Genomic DNA, 20,697 nt, shown 5'->3' on the forward strand with positions numbered 1-20,697 from the left:
GTTGGGTAGGAGGAGAGGGGTTCGGGAATGAGGTTTTTTTTAATTCTGCCTTCTAGATAAGTGCTTTGGGGGGAGGGGAAGAAAATTTGATGATTTTTTTTCTTTGTATCTGCGATCGACATGGCATTTCAATGGTGAGCGATTAAACTGGTGAATGATCCTCAGATAAAATAGGTAGCCTGTGGTTAACGCTGATTTCCCCAAAAAAATAACCGCACCCCTCTTGAGTTTGACATTGTGGACGATCGCCTGCGCGAGTATTTCCCTTGGGTTCCCGCTTGGTGCAACGGCGCAACTACGATTGCGTCCCGGCGCAGTCACAACACCATCGGGGGGCGTTGGACGATCGCCCGAAAGTTACAAACTCGGTGGCGGCGATCGCATCCAAGTAGAAATACTCGAAGTACCAGAACTCACCCGTGGCTACGAAGTCCTCTCAGACGGTTCTGTCAACCTTCCCCTCATCGGTCTGATCTCCATCCGCGCCCGCACCTTAGTAGAAGCCACCAACATCATCCGCAACGCCTACCTGCGCGTCCTCAAAGACCCAGTAGTCACAGTCAGCCTCGTCGCCGCCCGCCCCCTGAACGTCGGCGTGATCGGAGAAGTCACCAGGCCCGGAAACTTCATCATTACCCTGACTCCAGGGCCGGGGGTCGCGCCGAGTGTGCAGTATCCCACCGTCACCCAAGCGATTAGACTCGCAGAAGGCGTCACGGGTGTCGCCGACATCCGCAACATCCGTGTCCGCCGTCCCCAACCAGACGGCCCGGATCAAGTGCTTAACGTCAACCTGTGGAAATTCTTGCAAGAAGGAGACATCTCCCAAGATATCATTTTGCAAGACAGAGACACTATTGTGATCCCCACAGTCACTAACTTCAACCAAGCAGAAGCGCGCCAATTCGCGATCGCCAACTTTTCGCCACCGCCCGAAAAACCTCGATCGATCTCGATCGTCGGCCAAGTCACCCGCCCGGGGGCTTACGTCGTCATCGGTGGCAACACCACAAACGACGCCAGTCGCGAAGGCTTCCCCACCGTCATCCGCGCCATTCAGCTAGCCGGGGGCATCACCTCCGATGCCGACATCCGGCAAATCCAAGTGCGCCGCGTCACCAGAAGAGGCGAACAAATTATCCCAGTCAACCTGTGGCAGTTCCTAGAGTCCGGCGACGGCGCCCAAGATACCATCCTCCAGGAGGGAGACACGATCCTCGTACCCAAAGCCACGATAGTCAACCCCGCAGAAGCTGGCGTGCTGGCTAGCACTAACTTTGCTCCCCCCGGCATTAACGTTTATGTAGTAGGAGAAGTCAGAACAGCCCTCGATCCGGTCAGGCTCCCAGCTAATGCCACGCTGAATCAAGCTTTAATTTCTAGAGGTTTTTTTGGCTACGAGAATACGAGAGCTAAAAGGAATAAAATTGAGCTAGTCCGCCTCAATACCGACGGTACAGCTACTAAACGGACGATCGAAGTTGATTTAACTCAAGGCATTAACGAAGAAGTAAATCCTCAACTTCGGAACAACGACATGATTATCGTTTCCCGCAGCGGTCTCGTCAACTTCGTAGACCGCATGAACGCTGTAGTCGGGCCTGTCGGACCAGCTACCGGAGTGTTAAATTTTATAAACGTTTTCCGAAATTTATTCAGGTAAGAACGTTGCTGGTGAGGTGGATAATTCGTGGGAAAGGCTAGAATAAATTAAACAATAGGATTTCTGGCGTCGTGGCGTGGCAGCTTCAAAAATATCAACATCACAAATATAAACCTCAAAAATACCCAGGCTGAATATGGATAGCAGACAAGATTACCAACCCTTCACACCTAAATCAAAGGGCAAACTGCCCGACTTCTCGGCTCAGAACTACAGAGATAGGTTTGTCGAGGAGACAGAGGAAGAAAAGCTAGACTTGTCCTGGCTGTTAGGAGTCCTGCGCCGCCGTATCCTGGTCATGGCAGCAGCCACCATTGCTTTGAGCGCCCTTGCCGGAACAGCGATCTTCCTGACTTCTAAAAAGATAACGCTCGAGTATGAAGGCTCCTTTTCCCTGTTAGTAGAACCAGCCACCGCTGAAGGTTTGCTATCCAAACAATTAGACAACACCGTCGCTGCCGATTTAGCAAAAATTAATATAGAAGGGATTAGCTTAGTAGACTACGAAACCCAAATTAGAATTTTGCGCAGTCCCAAAATGATGCAGCCAGTGCTTCAGGAATTGCGAGCTTGGAATCCCAACCTGACCTACAGCGAAATGATGTCAAAACTGTCGATCAGCCGCGTCAGCTACGGAAAAGATGGCAAACAACAAGGCACAAAAATTTTAGAAGTTCGCTACAAAGATTCAGACCCAAAGAGAATTTATGGCGTATTGGATAAAATTTCTAAAGCTTATCTAGAATATAGCTTGCAGCAGCGGCTGACGGGCATTAATCAAGGCATTAAATTTATAGATATGGAGATGCCCAAGCTCCGAGAAAGAGTCGAAGTTCTGCAACTACAAGTCCAAAGACTGCGGCAGGATAGTAACTTGTTTGACCCCCAGCTAGAGGGAAAATCTCTGTCAGAACAAGTTCAAAGCATTCGGGGACAGCAAGTAGGACTCCAAGTACAGTTAAAAGGGATGCGTACTCTCTACCAAAGTTATCAAAAATTAGTCAATCAAAATAACCCAGTTGGCGTGTTGATGACCCAAGGACAAGCTTACGGCGGACTCTTAGGCCAAATCCAGAAAATAGACTCAGACCTCTCCCTAAAATTAGCTCAATACAGAGATGACAGTTTGCCCGTTTTAGCGTTGCGAAAAAGTCGGGAAGAACTGATTTTGACAGCAAGTCAACAAGCCAAAGAAGTGGTGATGGCAAATTTAAGCAGCCAAATCCAAGAAGTTGAGGCGCGCGATCGCGAAATGACTCAATTACAAAAAGATCTCAACCAAAAAATCAGAAATTTTTCAGTGACAACGCGGCAATACGACAATTTACAGCGGGAACTGCAAGTAGTTACTAAGAGTTTTTCAGACTTTTTGGCAAAACGAGAAGCTTTGCGGATTGATGCAGCTCAGCAGCAAATACCTTGGGTACTGATCAATCCTCCAGAAATTCCGCTAGACAAATTCGGCAAGTTTGTCACAGCTACCGTCAAACAAACCAAAAAACAGTTAGTGCTGGCAGTAATTTTAAGTAGTCTGCTGGGCATAGCAGTCGGCTTGCTAGTAGAGGTGCTAAATAATGTTTTCCACACTCCAGAATCGCTGAGAACAGCCACAAGATTGCCGGTGCTAGGGGTGATTCCGTTTACCAAAAAAGTCAAGCGCAGACCGCCAGCCAGACCAAGGAAACTAACATCGGCTCGATCGTCGTCGAAGTCGCAAGTGCAAGTTCTCGAACCGCTCGAAGCTGCACCTACTGCTCCGATGCTGGGGCAAAGTATTTTTAGGGAGTTAGACTATCAATTTTTAGAAGCATTTCGATCGCTCTACACGAACATTCACTTGCTCAGTGCAGGTACGGCGATTCGATCGCTCTTAGTGAGCTCGGCCGTAGCTGGAGACGGCAAATCTACAGTAGCTTTGCACCTGGCAGCCACAGCAGCAGCAGTCGGACAGCGAGTATTGTTAGTAGATGCCGATTTGCGCTGCCCGCAACTGCATACTAAGCTAGGACTGCCGAACGTGCGCGGCCTGGGCGATGCCATCTCCACAGATCTCAGCCTCAACGATGCGATTCAGCGAGCGCCCAACCAAGAGAATTTGTTCGTACTTACCGCCGGCCAAATTCCCGCCGATCCGATCAAGCTGCTTTCTTCCAAAAAAATGCAGTATCTGATGGAGCAGTTTCAAGCATTTTTTGACTTAGTGATTTATGATACCCCGCCCCTATCAGGCTTGGCAGACGCCCACTTGATCGCAGCTCACACCGACGCTACGATTATGGTGGTGCAAATTGGTAAAACAGATCGATCGCAAGTTAGCAAAGTTTTAGAAGAATTAAAATTTTCTGGAGCTTCCGTCTTGGGAATCGTGGCTAACGGCTGCAAAAACGACCGTCATAGCTATCGCCAGCGCCCGATCGGTTTAGAGACGCTCTACGACCAAAAAATCGCTTTAGGTACAAAAAATCAAAATTAGACAAATTTTGATGCAGGCGGCGCGCCGCCTTCCTCGATCGGAATTGCACAAGCAAGCTGCACCGTCATTTTTTGAGAAAAGTACCATTTGAGAAAGAAAATGATAGACTAACGGACATAGCCTTGTGTGTCAACCGAGATTACGCGGATCTTTAAATTCGCGATAATTCTTTAAAAAATGATTGGGAAATCAGCAAAAGTGGGTAAACTACATCTAGCAGAACGCAATCTCAATCAGGAAAAGACACCTTTGAAGGTGAACGTTAATGCAAACGTTAATGTGAACGTTTCAACCCAGAAACTTGGTAGGGATTATTCTATGAGTACAGTTATGGTTGTTGATGATAGCGTCACTCTGCGGGAGATGATCGCTGACTTGCTCAAAGGTAGAGGACTCAACGTCACGGTAGCTAGTGATGGCGTAGAAGCTCTAGAGCAAATCAAAGCCAACCGCCCAGATTTAGTCGTTCTGGATATCGTGATGCCCCGGATGAACGGCTACGAAGTCTGTCGCCGGCTCAAAAGCGACCCCAAAACTCAGAATCTGCCGGTGGTAATGTGTTCGAGCAAAAGCGAAGAGTTCGATCGCTACTGGGGAATGAAACAAGGAGCTGATGCTTACATCGCCAAGCCATTTCACCCTCAGGAATTGGTCGGTACGATTAAGCAACTGCTGCGCGGTTGAAGTAGAGGAAGAGGGACAGAAAAAAATGTCTTGAGTGGTTCCAATTTCTGATCCCGCAGCCTCTCTAAACTATTCGATTGACAATAGTCCAAACATCCCCGTCCGATCGCACGTAGGGCACAGAAATACTCTTAAAACCAGTAATAAAAGGCTTGTAATAAACCTGCCAGTAACTGGGGCTAATTTGGTCAGCGATGGCTTTGAGTCCCTTCACTTCCGCAGCCAGTTCCCCCGCCAGTTCGTTAATCCGTTCCGCGTGTCCGCGAGCGAGAACTCTTCCCTCCTCAACCTGCTCCTCCATCGGGTTCCTTCTTTGCAAGTTTACCGATAGCTGCTGTTTCTGATGAAGTTGATCAGACAGAGCAGCGATCGCATCATCTATCCCCTTGACTTCTGCTGACACTTCTGCTGTTTCCCTCGCGTGACGGCGGTAAGCATCGGCGATCGCTTGAGGCGAATCACCGAGGGGGGCGGCAGCGCCAATGCTAAGCTGCTGGCGTTCCCGGCGCAATGCCTCAATCTGAGAAGAAATTGCTTTGATGTCTGTCTGAAGTTTGTCCACTTAATTACCGCGTGGTTTTTGGATATTTTAGCATATTAACACAAACCAATCAGTCGATCGGCCTTGAAATTGCATATTTTGGGCGATGCTCAGAGCATCGCCCCACAAGAAAAAGTTCAATTGCTTTAAAATATAAAAATTTGTATTTTTGAGTTGAGCGGTTCCCGTCTAGATCGAGTTTGGTGAATCAGCATTATAGGTTTGATCGTTCGGAATGCAAGTCCTCAAAGTTTGATGAGGACTTGCATTCCGAACGATCAAACACAATTACCAATTATTAATTGAGTTATTTTAAATTGTCACCGCTTGCTGCCTCAAACTGACTACAGCCTCCACCAAAACATCGGGTGGTACGGGTTTAGCCAAATGGCGATCGAAACCAGCTTTCAAAGCCGATAAATTACTCCGACCAGCAAATAACCGCGCTGTCCGGTTTCAGCATCTTTTAACGTGGAAAGTGTGGCTTCGAGTTCAGTTGAAACTTGGTGAGTGTGGCTCACTGAGCGTTCGTTTTCGACTAACTTGAGAGTATTGCGGTAGGAAGTTGCCGCATTGAAAATTAGCAGCCCCAAGGCCATGCCGATGCCTGCGGTGATTTGGCGAGTCAGCGATTTATTCTTGAAATACTCGGCACGCAAGTCCTGCTTTTTTTATTTTACTTGGATGTGGGCGATCGTTTTTTTGTCCGGGCACACACGGTGGCGAAAGTGTCTAAATTTAAGGCTCAAATCTGCGATGATTTATCTTGTTTCTAGTTTAGCTGGATCAGCAGAAGCCCCGCGCTCAATCCGCTTCGGATGAGCGTCGGGATGAATGGGACCGAAGCGACGATTGCCCGTTTGACAATCCCAACAATCGCAGATATCGGAAGGAGAACGGGCATGGGTCGACTCGCCGTATTCTTTGCATTTGTATTGTCTGATCCATTGTGTTATCATAGTTCCAGTAGCGTGATAAACAACATTGTGTTGAAAGCAGTCAAAGTCAGAATCTATCCCAGTCAGGAACAACAAAACCATCTGGCGCAAGCTTGTGGTTGTGTCCGTTGGGTTTGGAATCAGTCATTGGCTACGATGTCCCAGACTTACAAAGAGACTGGGAAAAGTATCTCTGCCTTCACGATGAAGAAACAGATTCCAGTCTGGAAGACTGAGTTTGAATGGCTCAAAGAGTGTTACTCTCAGTGCCTTACAGTCTTCGGTACTAAATCTGTCTCAGGCATTTATCAACTTCTTTGATGGTCGCGCCCTTTATCCAACCTTTAAGAAACCTCAGGGCAAACAATCGATTCAATTTCCTCAAAACGTTAAAGTTTTGGAACATGATCAGATTAAATTCCCTGGCAATCTTGGGGTAGTTAAGGCTAAAATTCATCGTGAATTGGTGGGTATTGTAAAAACTGTTACGGTGTCTAAGATGCCTGATTGTCGTTACTACGCATCATTGTTGATGGATGATGGCATTGCTCGACCTGAGACGATAGAAGATGGCAAAGCAATCGGCATCGACCTTGGATTACTTGACTTTGTTGTTACGTCTGAAGGCTCTAAATATCAGAACCCTCGGCATCTAAAAAAACACGAACGCAACTTAAAGCGCAAGCAGAAAAAACTATCTCGCAAAAAAAATAAGACTACGAATAAGCGACGTAAGGCTAAATTGGCTGTTGCAAAAGTCCACGCTAGAATCGCTAGAGTCAGAGAAGATTTCCGACATAAACTATCCCGTAAGATAGTCGATGAAAACCAAATCATTGTCGTAGAAAATCTGGCAGTAAAGAACATGGTGAAGAATCATTGCCTAGCTAAATCCATCAGCGATGCTGGATGGGGAATGTTTTGTACTATGCTCAAATACAAGGCAGAAGCGTTCGGTAAAGTATACCTAGAAGTAGGTCGATTCTTTCCTTCGTCGCACCTTTGTTCTGAGACTTTACTGTCGCTGCCAAAAATGGATTTGTCTGTCCGTGAATTCGATTGTCCCCACTGTGGGAAACGGCACGACCGAGACGTTAATGCAGCCATCAATATTAAAAATGAAGGCTTACGGATATTGGCGTTGGGAACCAGCGTTACTGCCCTTGGAGGCAATGTAAGACCAAAACAGTATGGGCGTAAGTCTACTAATGTCGAGGCGGTTGCTCTTGAATTGGGAAGCCCGCTCTCTATCCGTAGGATGAGAGTCGGGTAGTTCACTCTCGCTCCCCTCGCATCCTCCTTAAGTTGGAGACGGCAAACAGGCCATCTCTCGCTGCCAGCCAAGCTTAATTCGCCATGTTCTGTAGCATCGCTTTTGTTGCTTTGAGTCTTTCAAATCGTGGCAGGAAAAAAGGAGTTTTTACCTATTGATTTTGGTTGATTTTTGCGGTATATTTTAGATAATGGAAGTGGTGACTTGAATTTAAAAATTGCCACTATTCCCATCATTTAATAATACCTTGTCAATCCACCCGCGTCAAGCTTTTTACCCGAAAAAAAAGGCAATTTATTTTTTTTTATTAAAAATAAATTTTAGGACTCAGGGGAGAAATTGCTAGGGAAACGAACCGCAGATGAACGCAGATTAACGCGGATAATTTTCAGATGGGAGAGGGAATAAAAAGCAATTGGAGTTTATAGTCTGTTTGCAAGAGAGACGATCGCACTGCACGCCGAAAATGATGACCCCGAGTGCAGTGGCGAACCAGAAAATTACGCAATAACAGTGGATTTCATCGCCAAAATGCGATCGATCGCATCCTCAACCACCTTATCAGGAGTCGAAGCACCGGAAGTCACGCCCACAACAATATTACCATCAGGCAGCCAATTGTCAGCTACGACCAAATCTCCGCCTAAAGGCTTGTGTTCGATGCGATTTTCCGGTAAAATACGTTCCGCACAATCAATGTGATAAGAAGGAAGAGATTTGTGAATCGCAATCTCCTGCAAGTGCGTAGTATTAGAAGAATTAAAACCCCCAATCACCAGCATCAAATCCAACTTCTCCTCAACCAAACCCAACATAGCATCTTGCCGTTCCTGAGTCGCATCGCAGATAGTATTAAAACTCAGAAAATGTTCATTAAGATTCTCCGGGCCAAACTTCCGCATCATCGTCTTTTCAAATAATTTACCAATATTCTCAGTTTCAGTTTTGAGCATAGTAGTTTGGTTAGCGATCCCGACACTTACCAAATCCAGATCCGGGTCAAAACCAGCCGAATAAGCCTTACTAAACTTAGTAAGAAACTGATTTCTGTCGCCACCGTGCAAGATATAATTGCTGACATATTCAGCTTCCTGCAAATTCAGCACAATCAAATACTTATCGGCAAAAGAACTGGTAGCAACAGTTTCCTCATGCTTGTATTGACCGTGAATAATCGAAGTATAATCTTTCTTCTTGTGCTTTTCAACAGTATTCCAAACCTTAGAAACCCAAGGACAAGTAGTATCAACAATCTTGCAGCCCTTATCGTTCAGCAACTGCATTTCTTGGACACTAGCGCCAAAAGCAGGTAAAATTACCACATCGCCACTATCGACAACCGAAAAATCTTTCAGTCCCTTTTCAACAGCAATAAAACCCACTTCCATATCGCGCAAATGCTGATTTACAGAAGGATTGTGAATAATCTCATTAGTAATCCAAATCCGTTCCGAGGGGAAGTGCTGGCGAGTCTCGTAAGCAATAGCTACAGCGCGTTCCACCCCCCAGCAAAAGCCAAAAGCCTCAGCCAGCCGGATAGTGACTGCGCCGCGTTGCAGCCTGTAATTGTTGTCGCGAATTTGCTGGATCAGACTGCTTTGATAAGCCGTCTGCATCACCTCAGCTACCTCAGCTTGGTGTCCAAAACCCTTGCGGTGGTAGTTTTCGGACTGTTGGAGCGATCGTTTAAAAGCTTTAGTATCCATGCGGTATCGAGTTGAAATTTAGGTTAATTACCTTTGATTTTAGAAGGCCTGGGTGCGATCGGGATTATACGATTTTAGATTTTAGATTTTAGATTGGAATGAATTACTGCATAAGGGTTTGCGGCTTGTATGCAGTTACATTCTTTTTTGAAACTGGTATTATTGGATTTAGTAGCGAACAGGGAATATAGCAATCATTTTATCAGTTACGAACGTCGATCGCAGCAGGCTAACCCGTGCCGCCACAAGTGCTGCGATCGGGCAAATCCGGCAAAAATGGCTATATGCTGTGCCGGATTTTCGTTCCCGGAGTGCTGATGCGCCGCTGTGACGGGCGCGACTTTGATCAGTTCGTTAAAAAAACTTAAAAAAAGCGTAGAGACGCAGATAACTGCATCTCTACACGATCGAACTTACCCTTAAAAATCAGCTTCCCACCTTTTTAGGCGCAAAAGGAGAACCAGATTCAAAGGAACTGAAACCGCCGGCAAAATCCTCACCGTAAGCTTCTTCCCCGTGTTGGCCGATATCCAAACCTTGGTCTTCAGCAGATGAGGACACTCGCAGTTCCATAAATAGCGCCAAAATCTTCAGGATCACAAAAGTGCCGACAGCCGCAAACACGTAAGTAGCTAGAACGCCTACAAACTGGGTCACGATTTGCCCCGGATTCCCGGCAAACAGCCCGTCATTTCCGGCAGCGTTAACTACTTTAGTGGCAAACACGCCAGTCAGAATCGCGCCTACAGTACCGCCGACTCCGTGAATCGGGAAGGTATCCAAAGAGTCGTCAAACCCCAGCTTAGCCCGGAAGCTAACGGCAAAGAAGCAGCAAACTGAAGTGATCGATCCGATCAAAACCGCTCCTACTGGTAGCACGAATCCCGCCGCCGGTGTGATGCCTACAAGTCCCGCTAGGAAGCCGCTGGCAATTCCGACTGCTGTCGGTTTGCCTCTGAGCACCCATTCCAGGATTGTCCAAGTTAAGCCGCCGCCTGCTGTAGCAATCATCGTGGTGACAAAAGCCACTGTGGCTAAGGAACCAGAACCCAAGGCGCTACCTCCGTTGAAGCCAAACCAGCCGAACCACAGCAACCCAATTCCCAGCAAGACGTAGGGTACGTTGTGGGGGGTGTGGGGGTTGTTCAAGTGGTCTTTGCGGGGCCCGATCATCCAAGCTGCGACTACCGCAGATACGCCGGAACTGATGTGGACGACTGTGCCGCCGGCAAAGTCTAATGCTCCGATCGCCCCCAGCCAGCCTCTACCCCAAACCCAGTGGGCTAAAGGTGAGTAGACGAAGGTAGACCACAGCAGCACGAACCAGAAGTAGGTTTTGAATGTTACCCGTTCGACGATCGCCCCGGAAATCAATGCTGGAGTGATGATGGCGAACATCATTTGGTAAACCATGAAGACTTGGTGGGGTATTGTCGGTGCGTAGCCGATCGGATCTGGTTTGTCGGCGACGACGCCGTTCAAAAACATCCAGTCGAAGCCGCCGATGAAGGTTTCGAGTCCTTGGCCGAACCCTTTAGCATCCAGACTACCGGGGGTGACATCAAAAGCTAAGCTGTAGCCCCACAGCGTCCACGTGACGCCGATCAGTCCCATCATCACCAAGCTCATCATCATGGTGTTGAGGACGTTGCGTGATCGCACCAGTCCCCCGTAGAAAAACGCAAGCCCCGGTGTCATCAGCAGTACCAGTGCTGATGACACTAACATCCAGGCTGTATCGCCAGTGTCGATCGGATTCGCCACCACCGCCGCAATAGCCGCAGGGGGAGGAGCATCTTGAGCTAAGGCACTGTTCATCAGCGGCCAGCTTAATAGCCACAGTGCGAGGATGCCGATCGTAAAACTTTTTTTGATCACGTTACTTTCACCTTCTAAATAGTCAGCAATTTTTAGGGAAGACCGAGCCGATTTTAGATGCGAGGATTTTAGATGCAATAGTTATTTGGTTTTAAGTCCCTGTTTTAGCGGAACCAATCTTTAATAGATAATTCCCAAATCCTCAACTCCCGAACTTCCTATATCCGGACTCATCTAAATTTGTCAAGTATCAATCCAATAGTATGTGCCTTATGGATTGCACCATTTGTACAAATAGTTATTCTGTATCAGAATATACTAAATGCTAAGAATCATATTTGCTTAATCTATCCCGATGTACTTGACATAACCTGTGGAAGCAGAGTAATCGGTGTTGGGGAGAGTGGGATAGGGGGAGAGTTCGGGAGTGGGAGCATTTTTCTTCCGCTTGTAAAAACCTAACTAAATCTACCCATCGAGTAAATTAGTAGGGATAAGTCTACGGTGTAACTTTAAGTCAATCAGATTTAACGCTTACGCTTGGAAGATGCCCGACTTTTGCTATTACTAGCGACTCGCTCGACATCAGCCATAACCAAATCCGCCCAGTTAGAGATGTTATAGTAATCGTGACGACGATTAACTACAGCACATTGACCATTGAATTTATGCAGTTGGTTTAACCCGCTCCAGACGTGCTTTCTAGGGTTCACCCCTAGATGGACACAGAGCGAGGCAATCTTTCACTCAAATTCATACCACGACGCGCCATCGCAATTGCAGCGGCAACATCAGAAGATAATCCATATATTCGAGCATATTTAACCAAACCAATTAAGCTGGTATAGGCTGGATTGCGGGTAAATAAAGAGATGCCACGATTGGATAAAATTGACTCCAGTAATTGATAAAAACGACTATAAGCCCAACCAGATAACATTCGAGCATACTTTCGACCTCGCTCTCTGAGTTGAGTTTTCTTAGTCGAAAAATCCAGGGATTCACACACAACCCGACAAGCATAAGTAGTGGCTAATATTGCCAATTGAAGACAAGCATCAACAATTTGAGCATCCTGCTTGACCGTTGGTAAGCCTGTTTGCAATGGGATAGTCCCCTGTGCTTTTAGATTGCCACAGGTATCGATATATGCCCAGCCAATTGAACCAGGATTCATGTCAATACCGATGCAACCATATTGAATTTGGCGGCTAACTTTAGGTACTGGTGTAGCAGTAAATTGAACTGCAACAACCCACCGTCCATCCTTACGGTAAAAGTGCCAAGTTTTAGCACCAGTGTTTGGCAATCTATCAATATTTCGGTGGAAATTACCAATGATTGAACTAACTGTTTTGCCAAAAGAATCCTCTAGGCAGTAAGGAACTCTCATTGTCAACTTATCACCATCCCATTGACAAGATTGGTTGCCGTAGCTCTCATTTTTAGAGCCAACAATAAACACTTCGCCATGCTGTACTTTAACTCGAAGTGAAGCTAACTTGAGGTGCTTAATTCGGTTGACGAGAGTGTGAATATACCTTTGCTTGTGGTGCAATTTTGAACCATTCACACTGCCAGTTAGTAACGCGCGAGAAGATGCTAGAACTGAGTGGAAAATTACAACCAGTCTTTGAATCAATCCAGTCTTTCTTAGCATAGAATTTCTGTCGCAATTTAAGTTTTTTGGTTGCTTTACTTATCCATTTCTTAGCTGACTTGAGCTTGGCTTCTAACTGTTTGATATGGTTTTTTCGACATTTTTTTGCGCTCTCAACTTTACCTTGGGCTAAGGCGATAACTCCACGTGCTTGACGTTTGTTAATTCGGTATTTAATCTGAAGATAAGTGTTCCACTTGCTTTGGTCAAATTTGTCTGTCAAATTCAGTAAATGGTTGACAGTTTCACAAGTAGCTGAGTGCGATATCTGGCTAAATGATGTCAACAATATTTCGAGGTTTATAAATCCAATTGGATTTAGTTCTTCAATTGGAGTGGGTAGTCCTTTACAGTAAGTTAAGATGCTCATATCTTCTTGGCTACCTCTTTTAATTCTTCAACAATTTTTCTGTTTTTAGGGCTGCGACTTCCGTAAAGTCTAGCGGAAAAGACAGTAATTATTTCCAATACATCTGATGCTAAGTCTTCTTCAAAACTAGCATCTTCTGTCCGATTGATGATCACAACTTCTGTTCCAAAATGTTCGCACAGACTAAATATCAACTCAGCCCCAAATCTGAGTAGCCTGTCTTTATGAGTTAAGACCAGTCTCTCTACCTTGGCATCTATAATGAGTTTGATTAGTCTTTTCAAACCTTTTTTGTTGTAATTCATCCCACTGCCGAGATCTTCAATTGTCTCGAACTGCCATCCATTCGTAGCACAGAACAATTCGATTACTTGCTTTTGGCGAACTAGATCTTCTTTTTGGTCGTGGCTGGAGACTCTCGCATAGCCAATCGTATAAGATAGTTCGGCTTTAACACCTATCAGTTTGGCAATATCGTACCTGCGATGACCGCTCTCAGTGCGTTCTGGTACGAGTTTTCCCTCCGCCTCCCAACGTCTCAAGGTTGAAACGCTTACTCCCTTTAGTTTTGCCGCTTCAGAAATGGATACCTTACTCATTTTCTGATTATAACATAGAAAATGAGTAGATATGAAGAGATATAGCTAGCTATTTTGCATCAGCAGACTTACCCTCTTCCTTCTTCCTTCTTCCTTCTAACTAATTTTTCAACTACATTTGGCCGAACATCTGCAAGCCCGATCGCCAAACCAGATAACCTCGATCGTTCAGGTGCAGGCCGTCTGTGCTCAGTTCGATTGGTAAATTGCCGTCAGCATCCGCAAACAGCGGCTGCAAATCCAGATAGGAAACATTTTCAGAACTAGCAATTTCTTTCAGCCGCCGATTGATGGCGCGAATCCGACTGTTAGGAATCGCCAACAGTCGATCGCGATTTTCCCAAGTTGCTTGTTCCCCACTGTGCGGCAAAATCGATTGCACCACCACTTGTGCTTTCGGGTGAGCCCACCGCAAATCGCGGATAATCTGTCGCTGGTTGTTCAAAATCCCTTCGTCGCTGGCCCCCCGCAACAAATCGTTAATCCCGATCATCACAAACACTGTATCGGGCAGAGTTCGATCGAACAACTGCAACCGCTTCAGCAAACCCACGGAAGTCTCTCCCGAAATCCCTTGATTTAGCCAAATGCGATCGGGCGGTAACAGCTTCGTCGGAAACCACATACTCAGAGAATCCCCAGCCAAAACACTAAGTTTTGGGGGGCGATTGGCCGCCGCAGCCTCAGCTTCCCGCCCCAACTGCGTCACCCACTGCTGGTAAGACCATTTGTGTCGCGGCCCGGCAACAGGCAAGTCTGACACTGCCTTTGCAGAGTTTGTCGTTGTCGTCGGCTGTCGAATTAGTTCCTCAGTGCCTTCTGCCGTTACCGCAGCACTCGCAGGAGAGCTTTCTGTCAAGTTTTGTCCCCGCAGCAGTTGAGCGACTGCGAGTATCAGTATCCCGTTCGTTAGCAGAGATAGCAAAGCCCAAACCGGAACTGTTTTCGATCGGCTAACTTCCATCCCCAAGAGGGATTTATGAGTTCTACTTCTGCTAACTCCTCCAAACTTCTCCATAAACTCAAGCGATTTGCAGACACCACACCGAATAATTAGCACTGATTGCTGCATCAAATTTTACCGTTCAATTTTCGCCTCACTCAATTCTGGTAAGAATCAAGCACTGTGCTGTGTTGGGCGTGACGGCGATGCAGAACTTTGCTTTTTGGCACTACTTTACCATAAAAAATCTGACTGCCAAACTTTCTGGCGCAGACATCAGGCGATTTGAGATTTGAGATTTGACATTTTAAATTGGGGAATGATGTACTCCATGAGGATTTAAAGCTTCTATCAAGTTACATTTTTTTCTTTCCTAACCTAGTAGCCTAGAATCAGCAACCCGATTTGTTAACGTAATTGCGCGATTTGAGCAAGCAACTGAGAACGATCAACCGGGTTTAAAAGGCTCAAGAGTGCGATCGGCACTGCATCTGTGGGCGGGGGATTTCAGATTGTGGTTTTTCAGAATCTAGCCCTAGATGTACAAATGGCTCATCTAGGGCTAGAAAGCTGAAGAAAGTCGATCGTCCCACGCTTTACAGTTTTGCTCTAAAGTTTGGTAGTCCTGTCCCCAGCACCCTCAGAATAACCGCCGTAGCTGCCCTCTGTTCTGTTGCCCGAGTTAGTTTCCTTCACGAACCCGCTGTAAGCTTCCATCCCGTGTTCGCCGATATCCAAACCTTCAGCTTCCTCAACAGCAGAAACGCGGATACCCAACAAAGCTTTGAGTGCAGCCCAAAAAATCGTACTCAGCAGCACGGTCATCCCGCCTACAGAGATAATACCGATCAACTGTGGTAATAATTGATCGAAGCCTCCCCCTACTAGCAATCCCGCTTTCGGCCCAGCGGTATAAATTCCAGTTGTAGGGCCGTCAGCAAACAAACCAACTGCCAGAGTTCCCCAAATACCGCAGACTAAGTGAACTGAAGTTGCCCCTACAGGATCGTCAACTTTCAAGTTGTCGAAGAAAGTTACGGAGAAAACTACCAGGATGCCGGCGATCGCGCCGATCATGGCAGAGTTGGGGACGTTGACCCAAGCGCAGCTCGCTGTCACTCCGACTAGGCCGGCGAGGATGCCGTTGATAATCATCGAAAGGTCTGGTTTGCCGAGGTACAGCCAAGCTGTAATCGTGGCAGCAACGCCTCCGAAGGCGCCGGCGGTGTTGGTGGTAATTGCAATGTGGGCGATCGCATTTGGATCGACAGCCATTGTCGAACCGGGATTAAACCCGAACCAACCCAACCACAGAATCAAACAGCCCAGAGTGGCAATGCTCATATTGTGTCCCGGCATCGCCACAGTATCGCCGTTGCGATACCTGCCCATCCGCGGCCCAAGAAATGCCGCTCCCATCAAAGCAGCCCAACCGCCTACCGAGTGAACCACTGTCGAACCGGCAAAATCCCAGAATCCGGCTGTTGCCAGCCAGCCGCCACCCCAAATCCAGTGTCCGGTAATCGGGTAAGCAATGCCTACTAACAACAAGCAGAAAATTAAAAATTCAAGGAATTTAATTCGCTCTGCCACGGCCCCAGAAACGATCGTGGCAGCAGTTCCCGCAAAAACTAATTGGAAAAAGAATTTAGCGTTGAGGGGGACTCCCGTCCAATTTAAGGCAGTGAAAATGCCTTGATAGGCATCTCCTGTAGCGGGGCTGTTGTCAGCTACATTCCACAGGAAAAATCCGCCGCTGCTGCCGATAAAACCGTTGCCGTTGCTGAACATTAACGCAAAGCCGATCGCCCAAAATGCGATCGTAGAAAGTGCAAAAACAATCAAGTTTTTGGAGAGCACGTTAACGGCATTTTTTTGGCGGCAAAAACCAGTTTCCAACATCCCGAAACCGGCGTTCATAAAGAACACTAGCATCCCAGCTATCATCACCCACATGGTATCCATGCCCACCTTGAGGCTGGCCAATTGTTCCTCTGTGGTTGGCGTGGGAGGGGTTTGGGCTACCGCTGCATATCCCCACATCAAGACGATGATGGCAGCTAAAGGAATACAGGCTTGCCAACTCGGTCTCAGGCGGGCGATCGCCTTTTGTAATTTCTGGAACCTGTTAACTTTTGTAAAAGATTTCGCGGCTGGTAAATCCAAAGACTCCCGCCTGAATTGTTTCGATTTTTTTTTCCCGACAGTCATTTTGATCATTTTCGCCCTTTTTACAAATGTTGCGATCGGTAAGAACCCGAAAACTTTCCAATTCTACTACAGAAGTTTATAGATTTTTGTTCAGATTGAGATACTCCTGATAACCTACATTTTCTAGCTGATTTTGTTTATTCATTACAGATTCGGACAAGTTTTTGCGGTACGCGAGGACTCGATCTAGCAATTCTGGCTGAGAAACTGCTAATATTTGAACTGCCAGCAAGCCGGCATTTTTAGCATTGCCGATCGCTACTGTTGCCACCGGTATCCCGGCTGGCATTTGGACGATCGAGTACAGGGAATCTATCCCTTGCAGGTGGCGGCTCGCTATCGGCACGCCAATTACCGGCAAAGGCGTTAAAGATGCCACCATACCCGGAAGGTGCGCTGCTCCTCCAGCACCTGCAATAATTACTTTCAATCCCCGTTGGTGGGCGGTTTGGGCATATTCCACCATGCGCGAGGGGGTGCGGTGGGCGGAGACAATTGCTACGGAGCAAGGTACATTGAATTCTTCGCAAATTGCGATCGCATCTTTCATGGTAGGCAAATCCGAATCGCTACCCATGATAATTCCAACTGTCGGTTCATTCATGCAATTTTAAGATATGAGATTTCAGATTAATGGTAATTTTAAATTATGGCGTTAACTAAAATTTAGATATTTTGTAGCCAAACGGATGCTCGAAAGCAATTTGGTCACAAGCCAAGAGTGCAGAAAGCAAAAATCTCCACATCCTGATCACGAGCCCGCAGATTTATCTCGGCGAGCAAATCTAAAATCTAAAATCTAAAATCGGATGACTGAAGCCACAACCCCAACTGCCGCCCCCATAGATATTCTCAATGCTCGCGTCCCCGGTTGCAAGGATTTGCAAATGCTTGCTATTGACAAAACGGGCATCATTCAAGAAATTTGCTCGATGGACAAAATATTTAAACGGATTTGTCCTCCCGATTTGCAAGTGCTTGATGCAGCCGGAGATTGGGTTTCTCTGGGCGGTGTTGACTTGCAGATTAACGGGGCGCTCGGTTTAGCTTTCCCAGATTTAGAAAGCAAACATCTTGAAATTTTACCGAAAATTTGTCAATTTTTATGGAATCAGGGAGTCGATGCTTTTTTGCCGACTTTGCTGACAACTTCGCTCGATAAGTTTAGGCGATCGCTCTCGACGATAGCTGATTATATCCGCATTGCCAAAACTACGGCTCCCGCAACCAATCAATCCAAAACAGCCGAAATTATCGGCGTTCACCTCGAAGGGCCTTTTCTCAATCCCCAGAAGCGAGGAGCTCACCCAGTTGAGTTTTTACTACCGCTAACTATAGAAAATGTCAAGCAAGTTTTAGGAGATTGTGCCGATATTGTCAAAATAATTACTTTAGCACCGGAGTTAGACAGCACTGGCGAAGTCATTCCCTATTTGCAAAGTTTGGGAATTGCCGTTAGTCTCGGACACTCCCAAGCGACAGCAGAGCAAGCAGAGCAAGCATTTGCGCAAGGAGCTTCAATGGTAACTCACGCTTTTAATGCGATGCCGAGTTTACACCACCGAGAACCGGGTTTGTTGGGAGCGGCGATCGTTTATCCGGGTGTAAAATGCGGTTTAATTGCTGACGGAAAGCACGTTTCTCCGACAATGATTGATTTTTTGCTGCGCGCTGCTAGGTACGAAACAGGCATTTTTTTAGTGAGCGATGCTTTGGCTCCTTTGGGTTTGCCTGACGGTGTTTATCCTTGGGATTCCAGACAAATTGAAGTCAGAAAAGGTACGGCTTGGGTAACATTAGATTATCACACCCCACTGGAATCTGCTACTTTGGCAGGTACAACTCTGCCGCTGTTGGCGGGAGTGCAGAATTTGGTGAAGTGGGGGATTTGCGATGTTGAAAGTGCGATCGCCCTAGCAACTGAATCTCCCAGAAAGGCGATCCTCTTCGAGGGCGTAGCCCCCGTAGGGGCGGGCTTAGCTAACGGACTTTCGGGAATTATCGGCAAATCGGCAACTCAATTGTTACGCTGGAATTTAAATGCGGCGACAAAAGAATTGACTTGGCACAGACTATTTTAGATTGGATATTGGAGATTGGAAATTGGAGATTGGAGATTTTTATCTACAATTTAATGTATCCCATTTCAAATTAATTGCTCTAACTTGCTGGCGCGTTTTCCGAGCCTGAGTGCTGTACAATACCAATCGCACCAGACAATTAGGACGTTCTAAATAGCTGAAATGCTTGCGTTTGATTGATTCTTGCCTCGAACCTCTTCCTTCTTCCTGATGACTAAGGACTAATGACTGATGACTAATGACTAATGACTAATGACTTCTGCTATAATATCTAACCGTTGGCAATAACTCAGCAGTAGGCAGATCGATGAATTTGGTAGACGACAAGACTATAGTTAGACAGTATTTTAACTCGACGGGATTCGATCGCTGGCAGCGAATTTACGGCGATGGCAAAGTCAACAAAGTGCAGCTAGACATCCGCACCGGGCATCAGAAAACGGTGGATACAGTCATCGAATGGCTGGAAGCTGACGGCAATCTGCGCGGGCTTGGTATCTGCGATGCCGGCTGCGGTGTGGGATCTCTGAGCATTCCTTTGGCTGACGCTGGGGCAATTGTTTGTGCTAGCGACATCTCTGAAAAGATGGTAGCAGAAGCCTACGATCGATCGACAGCAGTTCCCGGCAAGCTCTACAACATATCTTTCGCCACCCAAGATTTAGAAGCCTTAACGGGCAAATTCCATACGGTTATTTGTTTGGACGTGCTGATCCACTATCCTCAAAGTAAGGCTGCGGAAATGATCGCTCACCTAAGCTCGATCGCCCAATCGCGACTAATTCTCAGTTTTGCCCCCAAAACTATAGCACTTACCGCCCTCAAAAAATTTGGCGAACTTTTCCCAGGGCCAAGCAAAACTACTCGCGCTTACCAGCACCGCGAAGCAGATATTATCAAAATCTTAGAAAGCAACGGATTTGTGATTAACAGAACAGCCATGAATAGCACTAGCTTTTACTATTCTCGCTTGCTGGAAGCTGTGCGCAAATAGGGTAAAAATATCGGTAAAAAAGCGACTTTTTCATAAACGCAGGGTGCGCACCGCGCACCTTACCGAACACCTTCGATATCAACAATTAGCTTATTTTTTCCTCTGCCTTCTTCCTTATTCTTTCTACCTTCAACCTCACAATTACTAATAAGGGTAAGGTGCGCAGTACACACCCTACAGAAAGGTTCTTTATTTCGTATCCGCTCAATAAGTTGCGGTAAATCTTAATTTTTCGACAGTGTATAACTTATTTGATTCTACAAATATCTTAATTCAGCCACAAAAATCACGCATTTACTGCTTGACCGCTAAATTTTGATTTAAATAATGTATGATCGATCATGAAATCAAGGATGTCACAGTCTTTTTGAGACAGTCACAATTTACCGTGGGTTTATATGGCAATCCTCATTGATTTTCTGCTTCGGGAAATCTTGAAATTCTTTCTAGACATGGAGTATAGCAAGACAAGCGGTGGTTATCTATTGAGGCTCAGCTCGGATTGCTATACGACACTTAATAAAGTAATCAAGTGCCGATAATTCAGAGCAGTTATATTTGGGGAAATTTCTTCAATAATCCCAGGACACACCGAAAGAACAAAGCGAAGATTGTTCACGAATGATCGTCCCTAGCTCTGGAATATTTCCCAGGTGAGAAATACGATCGTGCATATATTCAAAAAAGCTAATTCCTAATTTACGAGTAGTCGCAACCAGAGACATGAAAATGTCCATCGCCTT

At 46.3% G+C, this 20,697-nt stretch carries 18 protein-coding genes; 8 read left to right on the plus strand and 10 right to left on the minus strand.

All coding sequences use genetic code 11. The features are described from left to right. Positions 1-181: 181 nt before the first annotated feature. From K4039_RS04900 to K4039_RS04910, 3 genes are all read left to right on the plus strand, one after another. Entirely contained in the window at positions 182-1,663 is a 1,482-nt protein-coding gene (locus K4039_RS04900) for a polysaccharide biosynthesis/export family protein (protein WP_265234010.1), read from the plus strand. A gap of 136 nt (positions 1,664-1,799) precedes the next feature. Further along, on the plus strand, positions 1,800-4,136 hold the full coding sequence (locus K4039_RS04905) for a tyrosine-protein kinase family protein (protein ID WP_265234011.1): 2,337 nt from the start codon (positions 1,800-1,802) through the stop codon (positions 4,134-4,136). Positions 4,137-4,454: 318 nt separating this feature from the next. Next, a complete protein-coding gene (locus K4039_RS04910; RefSeq protein WP_039886668.1) occupies positions 4,455-4,820 on the plus strand; it encodes a response regulator transcription factor in 366 nt (121 codons plus the stop codon). A gap of 64 nt (positions 4,821-4,884) precedes the next feature. Here K4039_RS04910 and K4039_RS04915 read toward each other — a convergent pair whose 3' ends face one another. Both K4039_RS04915 and K4039_RS04920 read right to left on the minus strand, forming a co-directional pair. Further along, positions 4,885-5,382 (minus strand): hypothetical protein, encoded by a 498-nt coding sequence (locus tag K4039_RS04915; protein ID WP_265234012.1) that lies wholly within the window; start codon positions 5,380-5,382, stop codon positions 4,885-4,887. 386 nt (positions 5,383-5,768) lie between these two features. Next, positions 5,769-6,020, minus strand: coding sequence for a CHASE3 domain-containing protein (locus tag K4039_RS04920; RefSeq protein ID WP_265234013.1), 252 nt, complete (start codon positions 6,018-6,020; stop codon positions 5,769-5,771). A gap of 243 nt (positions 6,021-6,263) precedes the next feature. On the opposite strand from K4039_RS04920, the gene K4039_RS29755 reads away from it, so the two are divergent. Beyond that, a complete protein-coding gene (locus tag K4039_RS29755) occupies positions 6,264-6,620 on the plus strand; it encodes a helix-turn-helix domain-containing protein (RefSeq protein WP_321161536.1) in 357 nt (118 codons plus the stop codon). Beyond that, positions 6,538-7,572: a transposase gene (locus tag K4039_RS04925; RefSeq protein ID WP_321161537.1), complete on the plus strand. Its 1,035-nt coding sequence runs from the start codon at positions 6,538-6,540 to the stop codon at positions 7,570-7,572. The genes K4039_RS29755 and K4039_RS04925 overlap by 83 nt, the downstream gene beginning before the upstream one ends. A gap of 500 nt (positions 7,573-8,072) precedes the next feature. On the opposite strand, the gene K4039_RS04930 is transcribed toward K4039_RS04925, so the two are convergent. Further along, positions 8,073-9,278: a 4-hydroxy-3-methylbut-2-enyl diphosphate reductase gene (locus tag K4039_RS04930; RefSeq protein ID WP_265234014.1), complete on the minus strand. Its 1,206-nt coding sequence runs from the start codon at positions 9,276-9,278 to the stop codon at positions 8,073-8,075. Positions 9,279-9,514: 236 nt separating this feature from the next. Here K4039_RS04930 and K4039_RS04935 point away from each other — a divergent pair, with 236 nt between their 5' ends. Then, positions 9,515-9,646: a hypothetical protein gene (locus K4039_RS04935; RefSeq protein WP_265234015.1), complete on the plus strand. Its 132-nt coding sequence runs from the start codon at positions 9,515-9,517 to the stop codon at positions 9,644-9,646. Between the two features lie 58 nt (positions 9,647-9,704). Here K4039_RS04935 and K4039_RS04940 read toward each other — a convergent pair whose 3' ends face one another. The 7 genes from K4039_RS04940 to purE all read right to left on the minus strand — a co-directional run bounded on the left by K4039_RS04940 (position 9,705) and on the right by purE (position 17,483). Continuing rightward, on the minus strand, positions 9,705-11,156 hold the full coding sequence (locus K4039_RS04940; RefSeq protein ID WP_321161538.1) for an ammonium transporter: 1,452 nt from the start codon (positions 11,154-11,156) through the stop codon (positions 9,705-9,707). A 655-nt stretch (positions 11,157-11,811) separates the two neighbouring features. Then, the gene (locus tag K4039_RS04945; RefSeq protein WP_265234016.1) at positions 11,812-12,669 is read right to left on the minus strand and encodes a hypothetical protein; all 858 of its coding nucleotides are present in this window, start codon (positions 12,667-12,669) and stop codon (positions 11,812-11,814) included. After that, positions 12,608-13,126, minus strand: coding sequence for a hypothetical protein (locus tag K4039_RS04950; RefSeq protein WP_265234017.1), 519 nt, complete (start codon positions 13,124-13,126; stop codon positions 12,608-12,610). The genes K4039_RS04945 and K4039_RS04950 overlap by 62 nt, the downstream gene beginning before the upstream one ends. Next, the gene (locus K4039_RS04955; protein ID WP_265234018.1) at positions 13,123-13,725 is read right to left on the minus strand and encodes an IS607 family transposase; all 603 of its coding nucleotides are present in this window, start codon (positions 13,723-13,725) and stop codon (positions 13,123-13,125) included. Before K4039_RS04955 ends, K4039_RS04950 begins: the two co-directional genes overlap by 4 nt. Before the next feature lie 112 nt (positions 13,726-13,837). After that, positions 13,838-14,743 carry an SGNH/GDSL hydrolase family protein gene (locus K4039_RS04960; RefSeq protein WP_375339784.1) on the minus strand — a complete coding sequence of 302 codons (906 nt, stop codon included), beginning with the start codon at positions 14,741-14,743 and terminating at the stop codon, positions 13,838-13,840. A gap of 534 nt (positions 14,744-15,277) precedes the next feature. After that, positions 15,278-16,879 (minus strand): ammonium transporter, encoded by a 1,602-nt coding sequence (locus K4039_RS04965; protein WP_336798485.1) that lies wholly within the window; start codon positions 16,877-16,879, stop codon positions 15,278-15,280. Between the two features lie 76 nt (positions 16,880-16,955). Beyond that, complete coding sequence (purE, locus tag K4039_RS04970; protein ID WP_265234020.1) at positions 16,956-17,483, minus strand: 5-(carboxyamino)imidazole ribonucleotide mutase; 528 nt, start codon at positions 17,481-17,483, stop codon at positions 16,956-16,958. Between the two features lie 205 nt (positions 17,484-17,688). On the opposite strand from purE, the gene nagA reads away from it, so the two are divergent. Together nagA and bchM are read left to right on the plus strand one after the other, a co-directional pair. Then, complete coding sequence (nagA, locus tag K4039_RS04975) at positions 17,689-18,960, plus strand: N-acetylglucosamine-6-phosphate deacetylase (protein ID WP_265234021.1); 1,272 nt, start codon at positions 17,689-17,691, stop codon at positions 18,958-18,960. A 307-nt stretch (positions 18,961-19,267) separates the two neighbouring features. Further along, positions 19,268-19,954 (plus strand): magnesium protoporphyrin IX methyltransferase, encoded by a 687-nt coding sequence (bchM, locus tag K4039_RS04980; RefSeq protein ID WP_265234022.1) that lies wholly within the window; start codon positions 19,268-19,270, stop codon positions 19,952-19,954. The last annotated feature ends 743 nt before the right edge of the window (positions 19,955-20,697 follow it).

The organism is Lyngbya sp. CCAP 1446/10 (genome assembly GCF_026130175.1).
Taxonomy (GTDB): domain Bacteria; phylum Cyanobacteriota; class Cyanobacteriia; order Cyanobacteriales; family Microcoleaceae; genus Microcoleus.